The organism is Kribbella sp. NPDC050281 (assembly GCF_040655855.1).
Classification (GTDB): Bacteria; Actinomycetota; Actinomycetes; order Propionibacteriales; family Kribbellaceae; genus Kribbella.
The window spans coordinates 84,752-103,692 of the sequence record NZ_JBFAKS010000011.1; the positions used below are offsets into that span (position 1 = coordinate 84,752).

Consider the following 18,941-nt stretch of genomic DNA (forward strand, 5'->3'; position numbering starts at 1 on the left):
GGCGTCGGGTGAGGCTGGGGGCCATGGGGGTTCTGGGGCCGGCGCGTGACTGGGGATGATCATGCGTCGTTTGGCTGCCTTGCCGTTGTCTGCCCTTTTGGTCTCGCTACTGGGTTCCGCAGGCGGTTGCGTCACCCGGCGCGACTGAGTATCGCGACGCGGTGCCGGCGTCTGTCGGTCAGGCTGATCCTGTCTACCGCGCCAAACCGCCAAAGCCGGCGATGTCGTTGGCGCAGCGGCGTGAGCAGGTCGCCAAGGATGTCCCCAGGCAGGGTCACCGCTTCGATGTGCTGGAAGCCGGTTCGCGTTCGGCGTCGAAGACGGCGATTGACTGGTCGATCAGCAACGAGCGGTATGAGCCGTTCAGGAAGCCGGCGATCACTGCGTGGGGCAACGCTTATGTGAACTTCGACGGTCCGGTCAGGTCGTCGGTCTGGACGGTCGATGTTGCGCTGATCGATGTGGCGACAGGTGCGGAGATTGCTCTCCCGAGCTACGCGCTGGATTGTCCGAGTAGCTACTGCAAGTCAGCTGGCATCTGGTCCGACACCTTGTCGGCTGGTCTGACGCCCGGGAAGTTGTACAAGGGCAAGTTCCGGGTCCGGAATTCGAGCGCGACCTCGCCTTGGATGACGTTGAGTCAGTCCCAGCCAGCGTTGTTCACGCCGGGGATTCCGGGGGATCTGGCGGGGCAGTGTGCTTGTAATGCGGGCAGTCAGGCGTATCGGGGGGATCCGGTGAACACGGCGACGGGTGCGTTTGTCGAGTCGTTCACGGATGTGCAGGGGACTGGACCGGGTGTCCCGCTGCAGGTGTCGCGGTTCTACTCGTCGTTGTCGACGGCGGTTTCGTCGTTCGGTAAGGGGTGGAGTTGGGCGTATGACTCGTCGCTGACCGCGTCGGCGAATGAGGTGGTGGTGCGGTTCGCTGATGGCGCGACCATCAAGTTCACGAAGGACGCTGCCGGGGCGTGGCAGTCGCCTGCGGCCGTGAAACAGCGTCTGCGTGCGGTCGGGACGGGGTGGGAGCTGCGGACTTCGGACGGGACGACGTACGGGTACGACGCAGCCGGGCAAGTGGTTGGCATCGTCGACGCCGGCGGGATCGGTGTGTCGCTCGGCTATTCCGGTGGGAAGCTCTCGACCATCACTGAGCGGGGTGGGCGTGTCGCGACGTTGATCTGGGACGCCGACCGGATCGTGAAGATCACCCTGTCGGATGGTCGCGAGGTGTCTTACGGGTACGTCGGTGGTCTGTTGACGCAGGTCACGGACGTTCGCGGTAAGAACACCACGTACGTGTACGACGCCAGTGGCCGGATCGTCACCGTGACGGATGCGTTGGGGCGCGAGGTAACGAAGAACACCTACGATGCAACGACCGGGCGAGTGTCCAGCCAGACCAATGCGACCGGTGATGTGACCCGCTTCGAGTGGGACGAGACCTACGGTGAGTCGGACACGATCGATCCGAACGGCGGCGTGTGGACCGACGTGTACTCGGGCGGTGTGCTGACAGCGCACTACGGTCCGGATGGCAACTGGACCGAATACGCATACGACGGCCGGCTGAACAAGGTGAAGATCACCGACCCGAAGTACACCGAGACGGTGATGACGTACGACGTGCGGGACAACATGTTGACCCGGACGGCGCCGGCGCCGTTGTCGTATGTCGAGTCGTGGACGTACGACGCCGAGGACAACATCACCTCGGCCACGGACGGGCGTGGAAAGACGACGACGTTCACCTACGACACGGCGAATCGGTTGACGTCGTCGACGGATCCTGGTGGAGGCAAGACAGAACTCACGTACACCACGCTCGGGCAGTTGGCGACGCAGAAGACCCCGGGCGGGCACGTCACCACGATGGACTACGACACCGCCGGCAATTTGGTGTCGAAGATGAGTCCGATGGGGTTCGTGGAGCGGTTCGAGTACGACACTGCGGGTCGGGTGGTGTCGAGTCGAGATCCGCGTGGGGAGGATGGCACTCCGGAGGAGTACACGACTCACTTCAGCTACGATGCCGCCGGCAACGTCTTGACGACGACTGCGCCCGATGACGGTGTGACGACGAACGTCTATGACGAGGTCGGGAAGCTGTCGAGCGCGACGGTCGAGAACGCCACCGGGACGGTACTGTCGAAGGCTGGTTACAAATATGACGCGGCCGGGCGAACCATCGAGACGTCGGACGCGGCTGGCGTGACGTCGACGACCGGCTATGACTCGCGCGGCAACCGCAGCCAGTCCACGGACGCGGTCGGGGCGAAGACGACCTACACCTACGACTCGATGAACCGGTTGGCGTCGATGACGACGCCGCGCGGGTTCGAGACCGGTGCGGACCCGGCGGCGTTCACGTGGTCGTACACCTATGATGCCAACGGCAACCAGTTGACGAGCACCGATGGTGCGGGTCGGCAGAGCAAGCAGACCTTCGACGTAGTGAGCCGGGTCAGCACGATCACGTCTCCGTCCGGCGGGGTCACGGCCACGGCCTATGACGGCGCGGGCAACGTGCTCAGTTCGAAGGACCCGCTCGGGCGGATCACGATGAACGTGTACGACGCGGTGGGGAGGCTGCAGAGCACTGCGTTGCCGTCGCTGCAGCCGACGACCTTCACCTACGACCTGGACGGGCATCGGTTGTCGGCGAAGTCGCCCAGTGGTGGATCGCTCACGACCTGGACCTACGACGCCGACGGTCGCCAGCTCACCCAGACCGACCCGCGGGGCAACGTGTCTGGTGGGACGCCGGCCGATCACACGACGACCTTCGGCTATGACCCGGCCGGGAACCAGACGACCGAGACCGACCAGTTAGGCAAGGTCACCACCCGCGTGTACGACTCCAGCAACAACGTCACCAGTGAGCGTGACCCGCTGGCCAACACCACCAGCTACGCGTATGACTCGTTGCATCGGTTGACGTCCGTTACTGCTCCGGTGGCGTCGGCGACCACGACGTACGGCTATGACTCGGTCGGCAACCTGGTCGAGCGCAAGGACCCTCGCGGCGGGGTGACGAAGTACGGCTACAACCCGCGCGGCGACCTGACGTCGGTGATCGATCCGCTGGATCGCAAGCAGACCTTCGGGTATGACGCCGAGGGCAACGTCACCGAGATCATCAAGGCCCGCGGCTACGCGTCCGGGGATCTGCCGGCGTACACGATCAAGCAGGCCTACGACCTGCGCGGCCTGCGCACCTCGCTGACCACCGCGTCGACGGCGGCGAACGCCACCTTCGGGTACGACGCCGACGGGCTGTTGAAGACCTACACCGACGTCACCGGCACCACGACACTCACCAGGGACACCGCCGGCCAGTTGACCGGGGTGACGCAGCCGCAAGGCAACTACGGCTACACCTACACGTCCTATGGCGAAGTCCTGACTAGTACGCAGCCGGGCAACGTCACCAGCAGCTACGGCTACGACACCGACGGCCGGGCCACGACGCTCACCTCTGACGGGCAGACGACCAGCTTCGGGTACGACGCCGACAGCCACCTCACCTCGGTGGTGTATCCGGCTTCGAGCGGCTGCACCCAGACCCGCAGCTATGACCGCAACGGTGACATCGCCGCCGTGATCAACCAGAAGAGCGGCGTGGCGACGCCGCTGAGCCGCTACGACTACACCCGCGACGCCAACCACAACCCGACCGTCGTCAAGCGGACCCGGGGAACCACGGTCTACAACGAGGCCTTCGACTACGACGCCGCGAACCGGATCACCAAGAACTGCCTCAACACCACCACCTGCACAGGCGCCGCCGCGTACGTCGGGTACAGCTACGACGCAGCGGGCAACCGGCTCACCGAAGACCGCGCCGGCCTCACCAACCCCGGCACGACCGCCTACACCTACGACGCCGCGAACCAGATCATCAACCGCACCGACCCCGGCGGCGCGGTCTCCACCATGTCCTACAACGCTGACGGGCAACTCGAAGGCAACCGCACTTGGGACGTCCTCGGCCGCATCACCACCGAAACCACCGGGACCCAGACCACCAGCTTCACCTACGACGCGATGGGTCTACGCCGCACCGTCGCCAACACCACCGGCACCAAAAAACTCTCCTGGGACATCAACAACCCGATCCCGATGATCGGCGTCGAAACCCGCACCGACGGCAGCCTGTGGCGGCACCGCTACGCCCCCGACGGCACCGCGATCTACGTCGAACACCCCGGCAAGACCTACCCCAGGTCACTGCTGTTCGGTGACGCCTTGGGCAGCATCACCGACGTCCTCGACCAGACCGGCGGCGCCCGCTGGCGCTACGGCTACGAACCCTTCGGCGCCAAACGCACCACCGAAAAACTCAGCACCACCGCCGAAGACCCCTCCCTCGGCTTCACCGGCGCCTACCTCGAACCCACCACCGGCAACTACCACCTGAGAGCCCGAGACCTCGACCCCTCAGGCACCTTCCTGTCTCCCGACCCCCTCGCCCCCGACCTCACGGCCCCATATGTCACCGCCTACACCTACGCCAACCAACAACCGACCGTGCTGACCGATCCCACCGGCCTGAGACCAGACCCTCTGGGTTGGCTCGAGCGCCAGGGTGATCGGGCTGGCCATTTCCTTGGCGAGGTGGCCTGGGACTTCACCACAGACCGAAATCAGGCTGTGAGGGAGTTCGGCGTAGGCATGGTGGGAGGTGGCGCCAGGATCCTGGATCTGGCAGTGTTTGCGCAGAATCACGGGAGCTCCTACTACAGTGATCTCAGCGCCAGCGCATATTACGGGATGACAGATAGCGCGTTGGGAATCGACGGTAGCGAGGCGACAACCCAATTCGGGGAATTCTTCACACCTCTACCGAGCTTGGGAGTCGGTGCTGGGGTCTGTCGAGCTATTCTAAGGACAAGTAGACTGTCCGCGCTGTGGCCAGTTATCCCAAAACTGCCTAAGATCAATCTGGGACAGCAGGGTAAGCACATCATCGGACATCCGAACTATTTGCCTGGTAAGAGCGTGCTTACTGCAGACCCGAAGGAATTGGTTCGCCGGGCCGGTTATGGTACGCCGGTCGGTTCCAAATTGCGGGGAGAAGCTGGGTTCAAGGGAACGAATTGACTTCGGCAAGACGATCGGCATCTGGGTAGGCAAGGACGGGACACAAATGCAAACCACAGTCGGCATTCTGCACTATAAAGCGGATGGGTCGGTTCACATCGTGCCAGCGAAGCCGAATGGGTAGGGCGGTATGGACTTCCGGGTAGACGTGTTGTTGTCGTTTCAGCGGGCGCTATGGGACGAGGTGACGGGGAACCTGCGCGGGGTTGCCGTTCGGCCGACATCGCCGGTGATCGAGGCGCGTTTCCTCTATGACACGCTGCCCGGTGGGGTCGAGGATGAGATCGTTTCTGAGGTTGAGACGTATGTCGTCGCCGATTTCAACGCCCCGATCGACGTCAGGTTTCGCGCGGTGTACAGCCCTAGAGCAACCGCGCGCACGCTGGAAGCCGGTGAGGAATGGGTCTACCTGAGGCGCGAGCCGGCCGCGACGGGGCGCGAATGAAGATGGCCCCCAGTCTCCTAGGATACTGGGGGCCGTTGGTCAGTCGAGGAGTGCTGTGACTGTGCCGGCGGCTACGGTGTGGCCGCCTTCTCGGACTGCGAAGCCCAGGCCGGTGTTCATGGCGATGGGCTTCTCCAGTTCTACGGTCAGGTCGATGGTGTCGCCTGGCATGACGAGGGTGATGTCGCCCAGGTCGATGCCGCCGGAGACGTCGGTGGTGCGGAAGTAGAACTGCGGGCGGTAGTCCGCTCCGAAGGGGCTGTGGCGGCCGCCTTCGGCGGTGGACAGGGCGTGCAGGGTTGCCCGGAACTTCCGGTGCGGGTGCACTGTGCCCGGCAGGGCTACTACCTGGCCGCGGCGGACCTCGTCGCGCTTGATGCCACGCAGCAGCACGGCCGCGTTGTCGCCCGCGTCCGCGGACTCCAGCGACTTGCCGAACGTCTCGAGACCGATCGCCGTACTGGTGACTGTCGGACCGAGACCGACCACCTCGACCGGGTCGCCGAGCTTCAGCGAACCGCGCTCGACCGCACCGGTGACCACGGTGCCGCGGCCGCTGATGGTGAGGACGTTCTCGATCGGCATCAGGAACGGCTCGCCCAGCTCACGGTCCGGCACCGGGACGTAGGTGTCCACCGCGTCCAGCAGTTCGCCGATCGCGGCGGTCCAGCGCGGGTCGCCTTCCAGCGCCCGCAGTCCGGAGACACGCACGACCGGTACGTCGTCGCCCGGGAAGCCGTACTCCGACAGGAGTTCACGGACCTCCAGCTCGACCAGGTCGAGCAGCTCGGGGTCGTCGACGGTGTCCGCCTTGTTCAGCGCGACCACCAGGTACGGCACACCCACCCGGCGCGCGAGCAGCACGTGCTCACGCGTCTGCGGCATGGCGCCGTCCTGCGCGGAGACGACCAGGATCGCGGCGTCCACCTGGGCGGCGCCGGTGATCATGTTCTTCACGTAGTCGGCGTGCCCGGGCATGTCGACGTGCGCGTAGTGCCGGGTCGCGGTCTCGTACTCGACGTGCGAGATGTTGATCGTGATCCCGCGCGCGACCTCCTCCGGCGCCCGGTCGATGCCGTCGAACGCGACGAACCGGTTGACGGACGGGTCGCGCTCGGCGAGCACCTTGGTGATCGCGGCGGTCAGAGTGGTCTTGCCGTGGTCGACGTGACCCATCGTTCCGATGTTGAGGTGCGGCTTGGTCCGCACGAACTGGCTCTTGGCCATGAGTTTTCCTTTGCTGGTCAGAAGATTCGAAGAGCCAGGACCCTCCGGCAGGCCTCCCGCAGCTGTCACCGCACGGGAGGGGGCCGGTGAGCGGTCCACCCTCCTCCGCGGGTCCTGCTCAGCAGGAGGAGGGTCGGCTTCGCGCGCCGGTAAAGGCTGCTGAATCGACTGACGCAGCCCGCGTGGGAGCGCCCGTCAGGCCGGTGCCTGACAGGTCGTACTCGAGAACCACGCGGAACATGCGCATCACGGTAAACAGGAACGCTGCCCCCGGCAACAGAATTCCCGGGGGTCTAGTTGAGGGCGAAGAGGCGAGTGCCGTCGGAGAAGGCGGGGCGGGCGCCGGCTACGGTGACGGCCGGTTTGTTGCAAGTGACCTCTTCGGAGGCGGCGACCGAGGTCGCGGTGGGGCCGGCCAGGATCGGGCGGGGCTGGATGCCGGTGGTGCCGATCAGGACGGGGGAGCAGCTGCCGTTCGGTTGCGGCATCAGTGTGACGACACGCCCGTCCGGCAGCAGTCCGAAGCCGTCAAGCGGGTACTCCGGCTGCTGCAGTCTTGGTGGGACCTGCAGGAGGTGATGCCACTGCGGTGTGCCGTCCGCCGGGCTCACCGCGGACACGTCGTACGTCTGAGGCTGGCCGGGGTCGGTCGCGTTCCGGCAGGTGATCAGCACCAGTGATGCATGGGTGGCGGCGAGCTGTGCGTCGCACGAGGCCGGACCGAGTCGAGGCCGCGGCGTACCTGGCACTGGGGTCGTCCAGATGACGCGGCCCTCGCCGACGTCGACGGACCACTGGAACAGCGTGCCGCCCGCAGCGCCGGTCCAGATCAGTCCGGAGACCTCACGTGTGTCCGGTACGGCGACCAGGTCGCCGACCCAGGTGGTCGGGTCCAGCTCGGCACTCAGGTCGAACCGCAGACCCAGGTCGACCTCCCACCGCTGGTCGCCGTCGTTGAGATCCAGTCCGCGTACGACGGCGCCGTTCCCACCGCATGCGTCAACGACCACGGCCAGGTCGCCGATGAGCTCGCCCTGCGTCACGGTGCACCGCAGTTGCGTGCGCCAGTGCGTCGGACCGCTCACGCCGTGGGCCACGACGTAGTTCCCCTCCGCCACCAGCAACTGGTTCGCGTCGACCGCGAGAGCCACGCCGTCCGTGTGGACCTCGGTCAGCACCTCTCCGCTGACCGCGTCGAGTACGGCGTACGTCGGCAGGTCGATGCCCGCCGGTGCACGGTTGCCGGCGTACGGGAGGTGCGCGGCGATGGTCCGCCCGTCGCCGGAGATCAGGAGACCCTTGGAACCGCTGGAGGCGGCGTCGTTGACGTCGGCCCGCGAGTACCGCCAACGGATCTGGCCAGTGGTGGCGTCGGACATGACCACGCCGTCCGGCCGCAGTTCGGCGATGCCGCCCGCCGTACCGGCGATGGCACCGGCTGCCGGGACCTCACGGCTCCAGGCGAGGGTTCCGTCGAGCTGCACCGGCATCTGGTCGGGCTTGGTCGTAGTCGTCGTGCTGACCGTGTTGGCGGTCTCCAGCCGGGCCTGCACGAACGGCTCGCCGGCCGACACGACGATCCAGGCCAGCATCGCGCCACACACCACGGTCGCACCGATGCCGAGCAGTCGCGGTGGAGCTTGTGAGTACGGCGGCGCACGCCGCAGACGTCTCGCCAAGGCCAGCAGTGCACCGGCGACCACCAGCGCGGCGGACGCGAGCATCAGGTACGGCCAGCGCTCCGACATCGCCGCACCGGGCTGTGCGGCAGGCCAACGCCACCAGCAGATGCCGACGGCGATCAGCCCGACCACTCCGAAGACCAGAGCCGGGACGGTGACGAGACGCTGCTGCGTCCGCCGGAACCATGCACACGACAGTCCGGCGGCGAGCGCCGTACCCGCGATCGGTGTCCAGACCGGGAAGCCGGCCGCGTCGTCCGGACCGGCCGGCCACTTGGCGGCCGCGCCCAGGCCGCGGCCGAGCAGGACCGAGGCGGCGACGATGACTCCGAGGGCAGCACCGAAGTACACGATCGGGATCAACCCGCCGATCGGCCGGGCCGCCTTAGGGCCCAACGACTCGACCTCCCGATGGAGGTTCTCCCGGGCAGTCTGCTCCCAGTCGGTGTGGCCGCGGTCGGTCGCGTACAGCCGGGTCTCGGCCAGGCTCTGGAGGAACGACATCCGGCCGCGCGCGAAGTCCCGCTCGCCGATGTGCCCGTACTCCTGCCGGATGCCCTCGGCGTACTCGTCGTATCGCTGCGGCGACATGCTCAGGATGCGCAGGTCGGCGTCGCACAGGACGGCGCCGTTCGCGTCGTCCGGCTCGCAGTCGTGCTTGGCAGTCAGCCGGATCAGCCGGCCGACCTCCTCGACCCGCTCGGCGTCGACGCCGTACGCGGCCAGTTCGAGCTCGGCCAGCTGGGCCGAGACCTCCTCGTTCTCGCCGGGGTCGGCCTGCGGGTCGTAGATCGCATCATGGAACCAGGCCGCGAGCCGGACCGTGTCCGGGTCGTCCGCGGCGCCGGCCAGGAGGTCGACGGTCTGCAGCACCTCGGTCAGGTGCCTCTGGTCGTGATAATGACGGTGTTGCTCTGCGTAACGAGCCAGCAGATCGTCGCCCAACGGCTGCGCGTGCGGCAGCAGGCGATTCCACTGGTCGCGCAGGTCCATGGCTAAGGAGTCTCGCACCCGGTGGAGGCCTCGGCCGACCGATCCGGGGTTCCCGGATAGGGTCGTGGCCAAAGCGATATCGGCTCGTCACCTGACCGCTTCGATGGGTGCGTCGGGCATCGAATCCCATCGATGAAATTGCGGTGCAGGTCACATTTTCCGGCTCGGGAGGAACACCATGCGGTTCGGTCTCGTCGGCACCGGTCCCTGGGCTCGTCTGGCGCACGGACCAGGGCTGCGAGCCGCCTCCGGGGCCGAGCTGGCCGGCGTCTGGGGCCGGGATGCTGCCAAAACCGCCGAGTTCGCGGCCGAGTTGAAGGTTCCGGCGTACGGCGACTACGCGGAGTTACTGGAGACTGTGGATGCGGTCGCGTTCGCCGTACCGCCGAAGGTGCAGGCGTCGATGGCGCTGGAGGCCGCTGCGGTCGGCAAGCATCTGCTGCTGGACAAGCCGGTGGCCGACTCGCTCGACGACGCCCGGGCGCTCGCCGACGAAGCGGCCGACGAGGGGATCGCGACTCTGGTGTTCTTCACCGGCCGGTTCGATCCGATCATGCGGCAGTTCTTCGCGGAGGTGCAGGCTCAGGAGGGCTGGAAGGGCGGCTGGGCCCGCATGCTGGCGGCGATGGACCCGAACGCCGAGTCGCCATGGCGGCGTGAGGAGCGAGGTGCGCTCTGGGACGTCGGACCGCACGCACTGTCCAACCTGAGCGCACTGCTCGGACCGATCGTTGAGCTGAGCGCTGTCGGCGGCGCGGGCGGGCTGGTCCACCTGGTCGTCACGCACGAATCTGGCGCGACGAGCACCGCCAGCCTGACGCTGTCCGCCCCACCGTCCGGCTCCAGCTTCGAGACAGGCGTCTGGGGAGAGGCCGGTACGAGGCTGATGCCGGAGAGGTACACGCCGCCGCTGGAGGTGTACCAGGTGGCAGTCGAGGAGCTGGTCCAAGCGGCGGAATCAGGGGAGTCGCACCCGGTCGACGTCGCCTTCGGGGTCCGCGTGGTCGAGCTGCTGGCCTCCGCGGAAGCCCAACTGAGGCGGCGTTGACCGCCTATCGCTTCTGAATCAGCGTAGGGCGATGACGGTGTCGTTGCCCGAGGTGAGGACGAGGTTGCCGATGGCGCGGGCGTCGCGGCTGCAGGAGATGCCGGTCGGGAGGCGCACCTGCCGGAAGCCGAGCCGGCTGATCACGTTGGCCTGACAGCCGTCCACGCCGCGGCCGAGGGAGATCACCCGGGCGTCCGCGGTGACCGTGACCTTCACCCTCGGGCTGACCGGTGCGGTCATCTGCCAGGCAGTCTCCCCAGTGCCGGCGTCGATGGCCGTGACGACGGTCCTGCGGTTCTCCAGCGTGCTCGGGCCGGGGCAGTCCACGACGACCAGGTATCTGCCGGCTGCGTTGAGGAGCGTCCGGCACGCCCAGGTCCGTGGCACCGGCCAGCGCCACTTGATCTCGCCGGAGCGTGGGTCGATGGCAGTCAGAGCCTCGGGTACGTCGGAGTCCCCGGCAGGCTCGGCGACGACGACCAGTCCGGCGACGACCACCGGACGCCGGTACATGTCGGTCGACGGCTTGGACCACAGCTTCTTGCCGGACTTCAGATCGAAGCCGGTCATCTCGTCGCTCTCGTTGCCGCAGCTGTGGCCGAGGAACGCGACGACGGTGTCCATGGTCGCGACCGCGCCGATGTCGGTGCAGTTGCCCGGCTCGAACGTCCAGCGCTGGTGGCCGTCCGGGTCGACCCCGTGGAGCTTGTCGGAGCCGCGGGCGACGTGCTCGCCGGTCAGCAGCGGTTCGGACTGCTGGATCAGGTGGTCGCGGGTGCTGCCGGGCCAGGTGGCTTTCCGGCGACCGGTATTGGCATCGAGAAGGAGGTAGCCGATGTCGGCGAACTCGGCGAGCACGTAGTCGCCGTTGCCGGTCGCCGTGATGTTGGGCTTCTCGTCGGAGTCGGACCGGCTGTAGCGCCAGCGCAGTACGCCGGTGGCGGCGTCCAGCATCTCGACCACGCCGCTCTGCCGTGGGATGGCGATGCCGTACCTGGTGCCGATCGCCTCCTCCGCGCCGGACCCGAGCAGCGACTTGCTGACCCAGGCGACGGAACCGTCGAGGGTGGACGGTGACGCCTGGCCGGCTGGCTCGCGCGGACCGTCCACTCGCTCGTTGGAGGTCATCACGTAGTTGCGTGCCAGCGGCTGGATGATCAGCAGGAGGATGAGTGCGATCACCCCTGGTACGGCGAGCCAGGCGAGCTGCTGTCCGAGGTTGCGCGGGGGCAGGAAGCGGGCTGTCCGAGTGCGGAGGAGCGAAGCGACAAGTGCTGCCGTGCCGGCCACGAGCAGCAAGATCAGAGCGGAGATGAGCAGGGGCACTCTGAGGCCGACACCGACGGCTGGGTTGATGCTGGGGACTCGAGCCCAGGCGACGAGCAGTCCGGTCACGGCGGCGGCCAGGACTGCGCCGGCGGTGAGGCGTGAGCGCTGGCTGACGCTGCGGGCGCAGCGGAACAGCACTGGTGCGCTGAAGAACGCGACCACCGCCAGTACGACGGGAGGCCAGCCGGCCTCATCCTCTGCGGCCGGGACCTGCCAGGACGCGCCCGATGCGGCGATGGAGGCGACAGCGGCTCCGACTGCGGTGAAGGTGGCTGTGGCGGTGAGTGCTGCTTGTTGCCAGCCACGCCACGGTGCGGGTAGCTCGCTGTCGAGTCCGGTCAGCTCTGTCTCGAGGTTGACGCGGGCGACCGGACCCAGGCGTTGCCTGGCCAGTTGAGTCCGGTAGAGGTGGCCGTCGAGGAGCTCGCGGACCTCGTCGTACCGCCGCTCGAGCGCTACCTTCCGGTCGCCGGCGTCCCGTCGTACCTCTGCGGTGTGAACGGCGTACCGGCTGGGGTCGGAGGCGAGGACCGCGTTCACGGCGTCGAGCAGTACGTCGCCGTTCGCGTCGCGGCGGGGTGGCGCGTAGGAGTCGGGCGGGGGAGCGACGAGGTCGCCGGTGAGGCGGATCAGGCGGGCGACCTCGGCGATGCGGATCGGCGGCACGCCGTACTGCGGGAGCAGGTGCTCGGCCAGGCGGGCGGAGGCCTCGGCGTCCTCGGCCGGAGTGCCGCCGGGCTCGTGGACGGCGCGGTGGAACCAGGCGGCCAGGCGAACTGAGGTCGGGTCGGTGGACAGCTGGATGAGTGAGTCGAGGGCGGTCAGGACGATCTCGAGGTACTGGTCGCGATAGGCCCGGCGGGTGCGCTCGACGTACCTGCCGACCAGCTCGTCCGCCAACGATGCCGAGCCCGGCACCAGCTCGTTCCACCGCCCACGAAGCTCCACCACTGCCACAGTCTGCCAGCCCCACCTCCACAGCCAACGCTCGATCTCCCCACCAAGACCTCACGTTTCCAGCCCAGGCCCACCACATCCGTCGGTGGTCTAGCGGGGGGCGGTAAGTATGCCGGTGAGGAGGCCGGGGTAGAGGGTCTCGAGGTCTTCGCGGCGGAGGGTGCTGATGCGGCGGGTGCCTTCGGTGTGGGTGGACAGGACGCCGGCCTCACGCAGGATGCGCAGGTGGTGGGCGCGGGTGGAAGCGGTGACCGGGAGCTCGATCTCGCCGCAGGCGATGCCTTCGGGGGCGTCCGCGAGGGCACGGATGATCTGCAGCCGCACCGGCTCGCCGAGGGCCTGCAGGACCGACTCGACCCGGATCTCGTCGCGCTCCGGCTGCGGGAGCGCCTTCCTCGTCATGTGTCCATGATACGACGCCCATCGAAGTTCGATGATCTTCGTAGTACGATATCGGTCGAAATAAGAAACCCTCGTCCGGAAGGTCCTCGATGTCCGCACGGATCTACCTGCTCGGCGCCGGCGCGTTCGCGGTCGGCACCAGCGCGTACGTCGTGTCCGGTGTGCTGCCCGACGTCAGTTCCGAGCTTCATGTCTCGCTGACCGCCGCAGGCCAGCTCGCCACCGCGTTCTCCCTGGCGTACGCCGTCGGTGCGCCGATCCTGTCCACGCTGACCGGTCGGTGGGAGCGCCGTACTCTGCTCATCGCCGCGCTCGTCCTGGCCGCGCTGGGCAACCTGATCGCCACCGTCGCCACCAACTACCCCGTGCTGATCGTCGGCCGGGTGGTGGCCGCGTTCGGCGCCGCCATGTATACGCCGGCAGCCACTTTGTTCGCCACAGGTCTGCTGCCACCGGAGGAGCGCGGCAGGGCCGTCGCCATCGTGTTCGGCGGCCTCACCTTTGCTCTGGTCCTCGGAGTGCCGACCGGCAGTTTCCTAGGCCCGACACTCGGCTACAAGGGTGTGTTCGCCCTCATCACCGTCGTCGCCGTACTGGTCGCCATCGTCGAGCGTGCGGCGCTTCCGAAGGTTGATGCGCCCCCACAGGTCGGACTCCGCGAGCGGTTCGCCGGTGTCACAGACCGGCGCGTGCAGACCGTACTGGCCATCACGATCCTGGCCGTGCTGGCAGCCCTGAGCGTCTACATCTACATCGTCCCGTTCCTGAAGGAGACCGCTGGCCTGGCAGGCAACGCCACCAGCATCCTGCTGCTCCTGTACGGCGTCGGCGGCGTACTGGGCAACGTGACCGGTGGCCGGGCCACGGACCGGTTCGGAAGCATCCGCACTCTGATCGTGCTGCTGGTCGGCATCATCGCCGTCGTCGCCACACTCGACCTCACCGCGAACTCGATCGGCGGAGCCGCAGCGGCTCTGTTCGTGCTGGGTCTGTTCACCTGGGCGTTCAACCCGCCGATCCAGAACCTGCTGCTGGAGCTCGGTGGCGGCCTGCTGATCTCGCTCAACGCCTCTGCGATCTACCTGGGTGCCGGACTGGCCGCGGTAGTCGGCGGTCTGGTCATCGACATGGTCGGCCTGCGATTCCTGCCGCCACTGTCCGCCGTACTGACGCTGATAGTGCTCGGCCTGGTGTTCACCCTGCGGCGCGACCCGGAGCTGGAGGAGATCGAGCACCTGGAGCCCGAAGAGGACTGCGTCCCGGTCACCGCGACCGACTGACGGTTCGCACCCGGGATAGAGCAGGATAGCGGCCATGCGTTTTCTGGCCGCCCTCCTGCTGCTCACGTCCACAGTGTCGGGCTCCAGTGACCCCGCAGCGGTCGTCGAAGGCTGGCGGACGTCACCCGTGTACGTCGATTCGTCGCAGCGCGCACTGGTCCCGGACGACGAGGCCGCGAAGCTGGCCGAGCGGGTCAAGGACCACAGCCCGGCCATCCGGATCGCCGTGCTCCCGGCGGAGGCGCTCAACGACGGCCGACGGGACAAGCAGGACTCGGCCCGGGCGTTCCTGGACTCGGTCGTCGACAAGCAGTCGGCGGACGGGATCTACGTGATCGTCTTCGGCGGGATGATCACCTGGGGGAGCGCGGTCGGCGTCGACACCCCGATCGCGAGAATCCTGACCGACGAACTGGGCAAGCACAGCCGGTCCGATCCGGTCGGCACGCTCAACGGAGTGCTGGACCAACTCGGCGCACCCAAGGCGCCCAGTGGTCCGCCCGGCTGGCTCTGGCCGTCGGTGATCGTCCTCGTCGTACTGATCGCCGGTGGCTTCGCACTGCTCTGGTGGAGGTCCCGGCCGGGCAAGGACGAAGGCCCCGCGCTGTACCGGCCGTCGTACGACGTCCTGCCGGACGAGGCGGACACGGTGGAGGAGCGCAGGCGGCTGGCCCGAGAGGACGTCACCCGCTTCGGGGAGGAACTGGATGCGGCGGACGTGCGTCTGGATGGCCATGGAGACGGTACGGCGACCACGGCAGACGTGCAGGCCGCGATGGACGCGTACGCCGCCGCCGGCCGCGTGGTCGACGGCAAGCCCGACGACGAACAGCTGCGTGGGGTGCGTGCCACGGTCGGCTACGGTCGCTGGCGGCTGGCGTGTGCACAAGCGCGGATCGCGGGGAAGATCGCGCCGCCCTGGCGAGCACTCTGCTTCTTCGACCCAGGTCACGGGATCTCTGTGACGGACTGGATGTACAAGCCGCCTCGTGGCCGGTCCCGCGAGGTCCCGGTCTGCGCCGCCTGCCGGGACCGGCTCTCGGGAGGAGCGCGATGAAACGTCTGCTGGGAGCGTTCGCGCTGGTCGCGGCCTCGGTCCTGCCCGCGCTGCCCGCGCACGCGGCCGAGGACCCTGACGGCTACATGAGCACCGTGGCCGGTCACCTCGGCGACGCCGGCATCTGGGTCGACCCGGACGTGAAGGAGCTGTCGCCGGCCGAGGCGTCGCAGCTCGACGCGGCGGCCAAGAGTGCCGCGGCACCGATCCGGATCGCTGTCATCCCGGCGGAGAAGATCAACATCTCGGAGAGCGGCTTTTCCGTGAACCTGGCCTGGGAGGGCGAGGAGATCGCGGACCAGCTGTACGACCGCGTCGGTGTCGAGGGTGTGTACGCCGTCCTGGTGGATGCGTCGTCGGAGTACGACGGTCGCGGGTTCCACGCCGTACAGCGGGCTGACCATGGGCCGACCTACCACGTCGAAGACGCCGTGAACCAAGCGGTGGACTGCTGTGCGCCGGACTACGAGGACATGCTGGCCAAGTTCATCGAGCGGGCTCAGCAGGTCGACAAGCCGTTCTACATCGACGCTGCGCCGTACGCCGGTGGAGCGGCCGGACTGGCCGGGCTCTGGTGGGGTCTGTCGGCACTCGGGGCTCGCAGGGCTCGCCGCAAGGACGAGAAGGAGCACCTGGAGCTCACCAAGCCGCTGCTGAACGAGGAGATCATCGCGCTGTCGCAGCAGGTGTCCGACCTGCCGACCACATCCGATCCGCAGCAGTCCAAGCTGTCCAAGGATGTGCTGGACGCGATCGAGAAGGCGCGGCACCGGCTGAACGAAGCCAAGGGTGATGACGATGTCCAGGCCGTGACGACGCTGCTCGGCTCGGCGCGGTACGGACTGGTGTGCGTGGACACGGTGCGCGCGGGCAAGCCCATCCCGGAGCCGACACCGCCCTGCTTCTTCGACCCGCGGCACGGTCCGAGTACGGCGTCCGTCGAGTGGCAGCCGGAGCGTGGAGCGGTCCGTGAGGTCCAGGTCTGTGCGGCCTGCAAAGAGCGGGCCGTCGCCGGGCAGGAGCCGCAGGTCCGGATGGTCGAGCAGTGGAGTGGCAACCTGCGGCCGTACTGGATGGTCGGGGAGAAGATGTCGGCCTACATCGACGGCTACTGGTCGCAGGGTGACGAGCGACAGTGGTGGTTCCCCGACGACGACGCTCGCCGGACGAGGGACCGGATGCGGGCTCGCTGGCGCTCTCGTCGCCCCGGTGCTCGACTGGGCCGATGGAGCTCCGACGTCGGGAGCTCAGTCAGCACCTGGTCGGCGTCCTCGGGCTCTTCGGACAGCGACAGCTGGTCCAGCGGTTCCAGTAGCCGTCGTCGCAGCTCCTGGTCGTCCCGCACACGCTCGAGCGGTGGCGGGTCCTCCCGGCGTTCGTCGAGGCGCTCAGGCGGCTCCCGCGGTTTCTAGGACGGCCGGCATGTCCTCGCTGTGCAGTACGGCCAATGACGTGACCGCACGGGTGAGGCAGACGTAGAGGCGGCGCAGGCCGGTGCGCTCGTCGGCCTCGCCGGCCACGATGCCGGCCGGTTCGACCAGAACCACGTGGTCGAACTCGAGACCCTTGGCCAGTGACGCCGGTACGACGTCCAGATGCGCGTCGGCATCGTCCTCGTCGCCGAGCACGGAGAACGGGACCTGCAAAGCCAGCAGGGCCTTGCGGGTGGCCGGCACCAGCGCGTCCGGCACGATCAGACCGATCGAACCGAGCCTGGCCGTCACTTCGCCGACTGTGTCCATGGCTGCGGCGAGACTGTCCTGCACGCGGGTGATGGTGAGTTCACCGCGTGCCCGTCGTACGGCTGTCGGCGGTGTGAGGTGCGGAGCGATCGACGGGAGCAGGCGGGCGGCGTACTCGATCACCTGACCGGGGACGCGGAAGCCGGCGGTCAGCTCCTCGGTGTGGGCGCCGGACTTGCCCAGGTGCTTCAGCGCTTCGTCCCAAGACGGTGTGGCCCACGGAGTGGTGCCCTGCGCGATGTCGCCGAGGACAGTCATCGAGCCGGTCGAGCAGCGACGACCGACTGCCCGCAGTTGCATCGCCGACAGGTCCTGCGCCTCGTCAAGCACCACATGGCCGAGTGACGGCGTACGGTCGACCAGATCGGCCACCTCGTCGATCAGGGTGGCGTCCGCCACCGACCACTTCGCCGCACCGGCCGAGCGCGGTGCCTTCTCCCAGAGGAGCAGCTCCTGCTCCTCCGGAGTCAGGATGCCGTCGGAGTGCTCGGCCAGCAGTGACGGGTCTGTGAAGAGCCGGAAGAGCAGCTTGGCTGGGTCCACAGCCGGCCAGAGTGCCTCGGCGTACTGCTTGACCGGACGGCTGCGTGCGACCGCGTCCTGCACCCGGTCGTCCGGGGAGTCGCCCGCCGCCTCCATCCGCAGCAGCACGGCGTGGGCCAGCCGCTGCGGCAGCATCGCCCGGCCGGCGCCGTACCGGACTCCGCGCGTCCGGAGCTCGTTGACCAATTCCTCCGCCTGGTACGTCGCCACCCGCCAGCGGTGCGCGCCCCGCGGCACGACCAGCGCCTCCTTCGGCAGCTGCACCTGCGACCACACGGCCCGGTGCAGTACCTCCGCCATCCGCACATCGCCCTTGAGTACGTCGACCGCCGCGGGACCCGGCCCGGCCACGCGCACCCGTCCGACCAGCTCCTCGACGGTGGTCTGCTTCGCCTCGATCTCGCCCAGTGCGGGCAGTACGTCGCCGATGTACCGCAGGAAGCTCGCGTTCGGCCCGACCACGAGCACACCGGACCGGCTGAGCTGATCGCGGTACGCATAGAGCAGGTACGCCGCCCGGTGCAGCCCGACCGCGGTCTTCCCGGTCCCTGGCGCTCCCTGGACGCAGATGGTGTCCTCGACCCCGGCCCGGACGATCACGTCCTGCTCCGGCTGGATCGTGGCCACGATGTCGCGCATCGGGCCGGAGCGCGGGCGCTCGATCTCGGCGTCCAGGATGTTGCTGTGCTGCTCGGCGGCCGTCGACGAGGTCAGGTCCTCGTCCTCGAACGCGGTCATCTCGCCGTGCGTGAAGCCGAACCGCCGCCGGATGCCGACCCCCATCGGCTCGGTCTTGCTGGCGCGGTAGAACGGCACCGAGATGTCCGCCCGCCAGTCCACCACCAGCGGCTCGCCGAGCTCGTCGTTCACATGCCGGCGGCCGATGTGGAACGTCTCGTCGGTCGGCTCCAGGTAGTCCAGCCGGCCGAAGAACAGCGGCACCTCCGGGTCGTCCTCCAGCTCCTTCATCCGCCGCCAGATCGCGGCCTTCAGGAACTCCTCGTTGACCCGGTCCGCGCTGTGGATCTCCAGCGCGCCGGTCTTCTCCCGCATCAGCGCGAGCGCGGTGCGCGAGGTCTTCAGGTAGTCCTTCTCGGCCTGGAGGGTGTCGGACGAATCGGGGGGCATGCGGAA

Annotated in this window: 12 protein-coding genes; 7 read left to right on the forward strand and 5 right to left on the reverse strand. The window is 68.0% G+C overall.

Translation table 11 applies throughout. The annotated features are described in order from the left end of the window. The first annotated feature begins 161 nt into the window (after positions 1 to 161). The 3 genes from AB0I34_RS14335 to AB0I34_RS14345 are packed head-to-tail and all read left to right on the forward strand — an operon-like array spanning position 162 to position 5,547. Positions 162 to 5,102, forward strand: coding sequence for a DUF6531 domain-containing protein (locus AB0I34_RS14335; protein ID WP_360444930.1), 4,941 nt, complete (start codon positions 162 to 164; stop codon positions 5,100 to 5,102). Then, a complete protein-coding gene (locus AB0I34_RS14340) occupies positions 5,044 to 5,226 on the forward strand; it encodes a polymorphic toxin type 50 domain-containing protein (RefSeq protein ID WP_360444933.1) in 183 nt (60 codons plus the stop codon). Before AB0I34_RS14335 ends, AB0I34_RS14340 begins: the two co-directional genes overlap by 59 nt. Positions 5,227 to 5,232: 6 nt before the next feature. Next, complete coding sequence (locus AB0I34_RS14345; RefSeq protein WP_360444936.1) at positions 5,233 to 5,547, forward strand: hypothetical protein; 315 nt, start codon at positions 5,233 to 5,235, stop codon at positions 5,545 to 5,547. 39 nt (positions 5,548 to 5,586) lie between these two features. On the opposite strand, the gene tuf is transcribed toward AB0I34_RS14345, so the two are convergent. Both tuf and AB0I34_RS14355 read right to left on the reverse strand, forming a co-directional pair. Continuing rightward, a complete protein-coding gene (tuf, locus tag AB0I34_RS14350) occupies positions 5,587 to 6,774 on the reverse strand; it encodes an elongation factor Tu (protein ID WP_360444939.1) in 1,188 nt (395 codons plus the stop codon). A 293-nt stretch (positions 6,775 to 7,067) separates the two neighbouring features. Further along, positions 7,068 to 9,449: a hypothetical protein gene (locus AB0I34_RS14355; RefSeq protein ID WP_360444942.1), complete on the reverse strand. Its 2,382-nt coding sequence runs from the start codon at positions 9,447 to 9,449 to the stop codon at positions 7,068 to 7,070. Between the two features lie 178 nt (positions 9,450 to 9,627). Between AB0I34_RS14355 and AB0I34_RS14360 the strand changes: the two genes are divergently transcribed. Continuing rightward, positions 9,628 to 10,497 (forward strand): Gfo/Idh/MocA family oxidoreductase, encoded by an 870-nt coding sequence (locus tag AB0I34_RS14360; RefSeq protein WP_360444945.1) that lies wholly within the window; start codon positions 9,628 to 9,630, stop codon positions 10,495 to 10,497. Positions 10,498 to 10,515: 18 nt separating this feature from the next. Here the strand turns inward: AB0I34_RS14360 and AB0I34_RS14365 are convergent, their stop codons facing one another. Together AB0I34_RS14365 and AB0I34_RS14370 are read right to left on the reverse strand one after the other, a co-directional pair. Further along, positions 10,516 to 12,777 carry a PQQ-binding-like beta-propeller repeat protein gene (locus AB0I34_RS14365; protein WP_360444948.1) on the reverse strand — a complete coding sequence of 754 codons (2,262 nt, stop codon included), beginning with the start codon at positions 12,775 to 12,777 and terminating at the stop codon, positions 10,516 to 10,518. A 96-nt stretch (positions 12,778 to 12,873) separates the two neighbouring features. Further along, the gene (locus AB0I34_RS14370; protein ID WP_360444951.1) at positions 12,874 to 13,185 is read right to left on the reverse strand and encodes a helix-turn-helix domain-containing protein; all 312 of its coding nucleotides are present in this window, start codon (positions 13,183 to 13,185) and stop codon (positions 12,874 to 12,876) included. A gap of 89 nt (positions 13,186 to 13,274) precedes the next feature. Here AB0I34_RS14370 and AB0I34_RS14375 point away from each other — a divergent pair, with 89 nt between their 5' ends. Genes AB0I34_RS14375 through AB0I34_RS14385 form a run of 3 tightly spaced genes read left to right on the forward strand, consistent with a single transcriptional unit; the run spans position 13,275 to position 16,934 of the window. After that, positions 13,275 to 14,465 (forward strand): MFS transporter, encoded by a 1,191-nt coding sequence (locus tag AB0I34_RS14375; protein WP_360444954.1) that lies wholly within the window; start codon positions 13,275 to 13,277, stop codon positions 14,463 to 14,465. A gap of 34 nt (positions 14,466 to 14,499) precedes the next feature. Next, positions 14,500 to 15,522 carry a hypothetical protein gene (locus AB0I34_RS14380; protein ID WP_360444957.1) on the forward strand — a complete coding sequence of 341 codons (1,023 nt, stop codon included), beginning with the start codon at positions 14,500 to 14,502 and terminating at the stop codon, positions 15,520 to 15,522. Beyond that, positions 15,519 to 16,934 carry a hypothetical protein gene (locus AB0I34_RS14385; RefSeq protein ID WP_360444960.1) on the forward strand — a complete coding sequence of 472 codons (1,416 nt, stop codon included), beginning with the start codon at positions 15,519 to 15,521 and terminating at the stop codon, positions 16,932 to 16,934. The genes AB0I34_RS14380 and AB0I34_RS14385 overlap by 4 nt, the downstream gene beginning before the upstream one ends. Here the strand turns inward: AB0I34_RS14385 and AB0I34_RS14390 are convergent. After that, positions 16,911 to 18,935: an AAA family ATPase gene (locus AB0I34_RS14390; protein WP_360444963.1), complete on the reverse strand. Its 2,025-nt coding sequence runs from the start codon at positions 18,933 to 18,935 to the stop codon at positions 16,911 to 16,913. The genes AB0I34_RS14385 and AB0I34_RS14390 overlap by 24 nt on opposite strands. Positions 18,936 to 18,941 lie beyond the last annotated feature (6 nt).

Coding starts and splice junctions, on each gene's coding strand:
- AB0I34_RS14360 (WP_360444945.1), top strand. CDS start 9,628: ATGCGGTTCGGTCTCGTCGGCACCGGTCCCTGGGCTCGTCTGGCGCAC.
- AB0I34_RS14380 (WP_360444957.1), top strand. CDS start 14,500: ATGCGTTTTCTGGCCGCCCTCCTGCTGCTCACGTCCACAGTGTCGGGC.
- tuf (WP_360444939.1), bottom strand. CDS start 6,774: ATGGCCAAGAGCCAGTTCGTGCGGACCAAGCCGCACCTCAACATCGGA.
- AB0I34_RS14390 (WP_360444963.1), bottom strand. CDS start 18,935: ATGCCCCCCGATTCGTCCGACACCCTCCAGGCCGAGAAGGACTACCTG.
- AB0I34_RS14385 (WP_360444960.1), top strand. CDS start 15,519: ATGAAACGTCTGCTGGGAGCGTTCGCGCTGGTCGCGGCCTCGGTCCTG.
- AB0I34_RS14345 (WP_360444936.1), top strand. CDS start 5,233: ATGGACTTCCGGGTAGACGTGTTGTTGTCGTTTCAGCGGGCGCTATGG.
- AB0I34_RS14375 (WP_360444954.1), top strand. CDS start 13,275: ATGTCCGCACGGATCTACCTGCTCGGCGCCGGCGCGTTCGCGGTCGGC.
- AB0I34_RS14340 (WP_360444933.1), top strand. CDS start 5,044: ATGGTACGCCGGTCGGTTCCAAATTGCGGGGAGAAGCTGGGTTCAAGG.
- AB0I34_RS14370 (WP_360444951.1), bottom strand. CDS start 13,185: ATGACGAGGAAGGCGCTCCCGCAGCCGGAGCGCGACGAGATCCGGGTC.
- AB0I34_RS14355 (WP_360444942.1), bottom strand. CDS start 9,449: ATGGACCTGCGCGACCAGTGGAATCGCCTGCTGCCGCACGCGCAGCCG.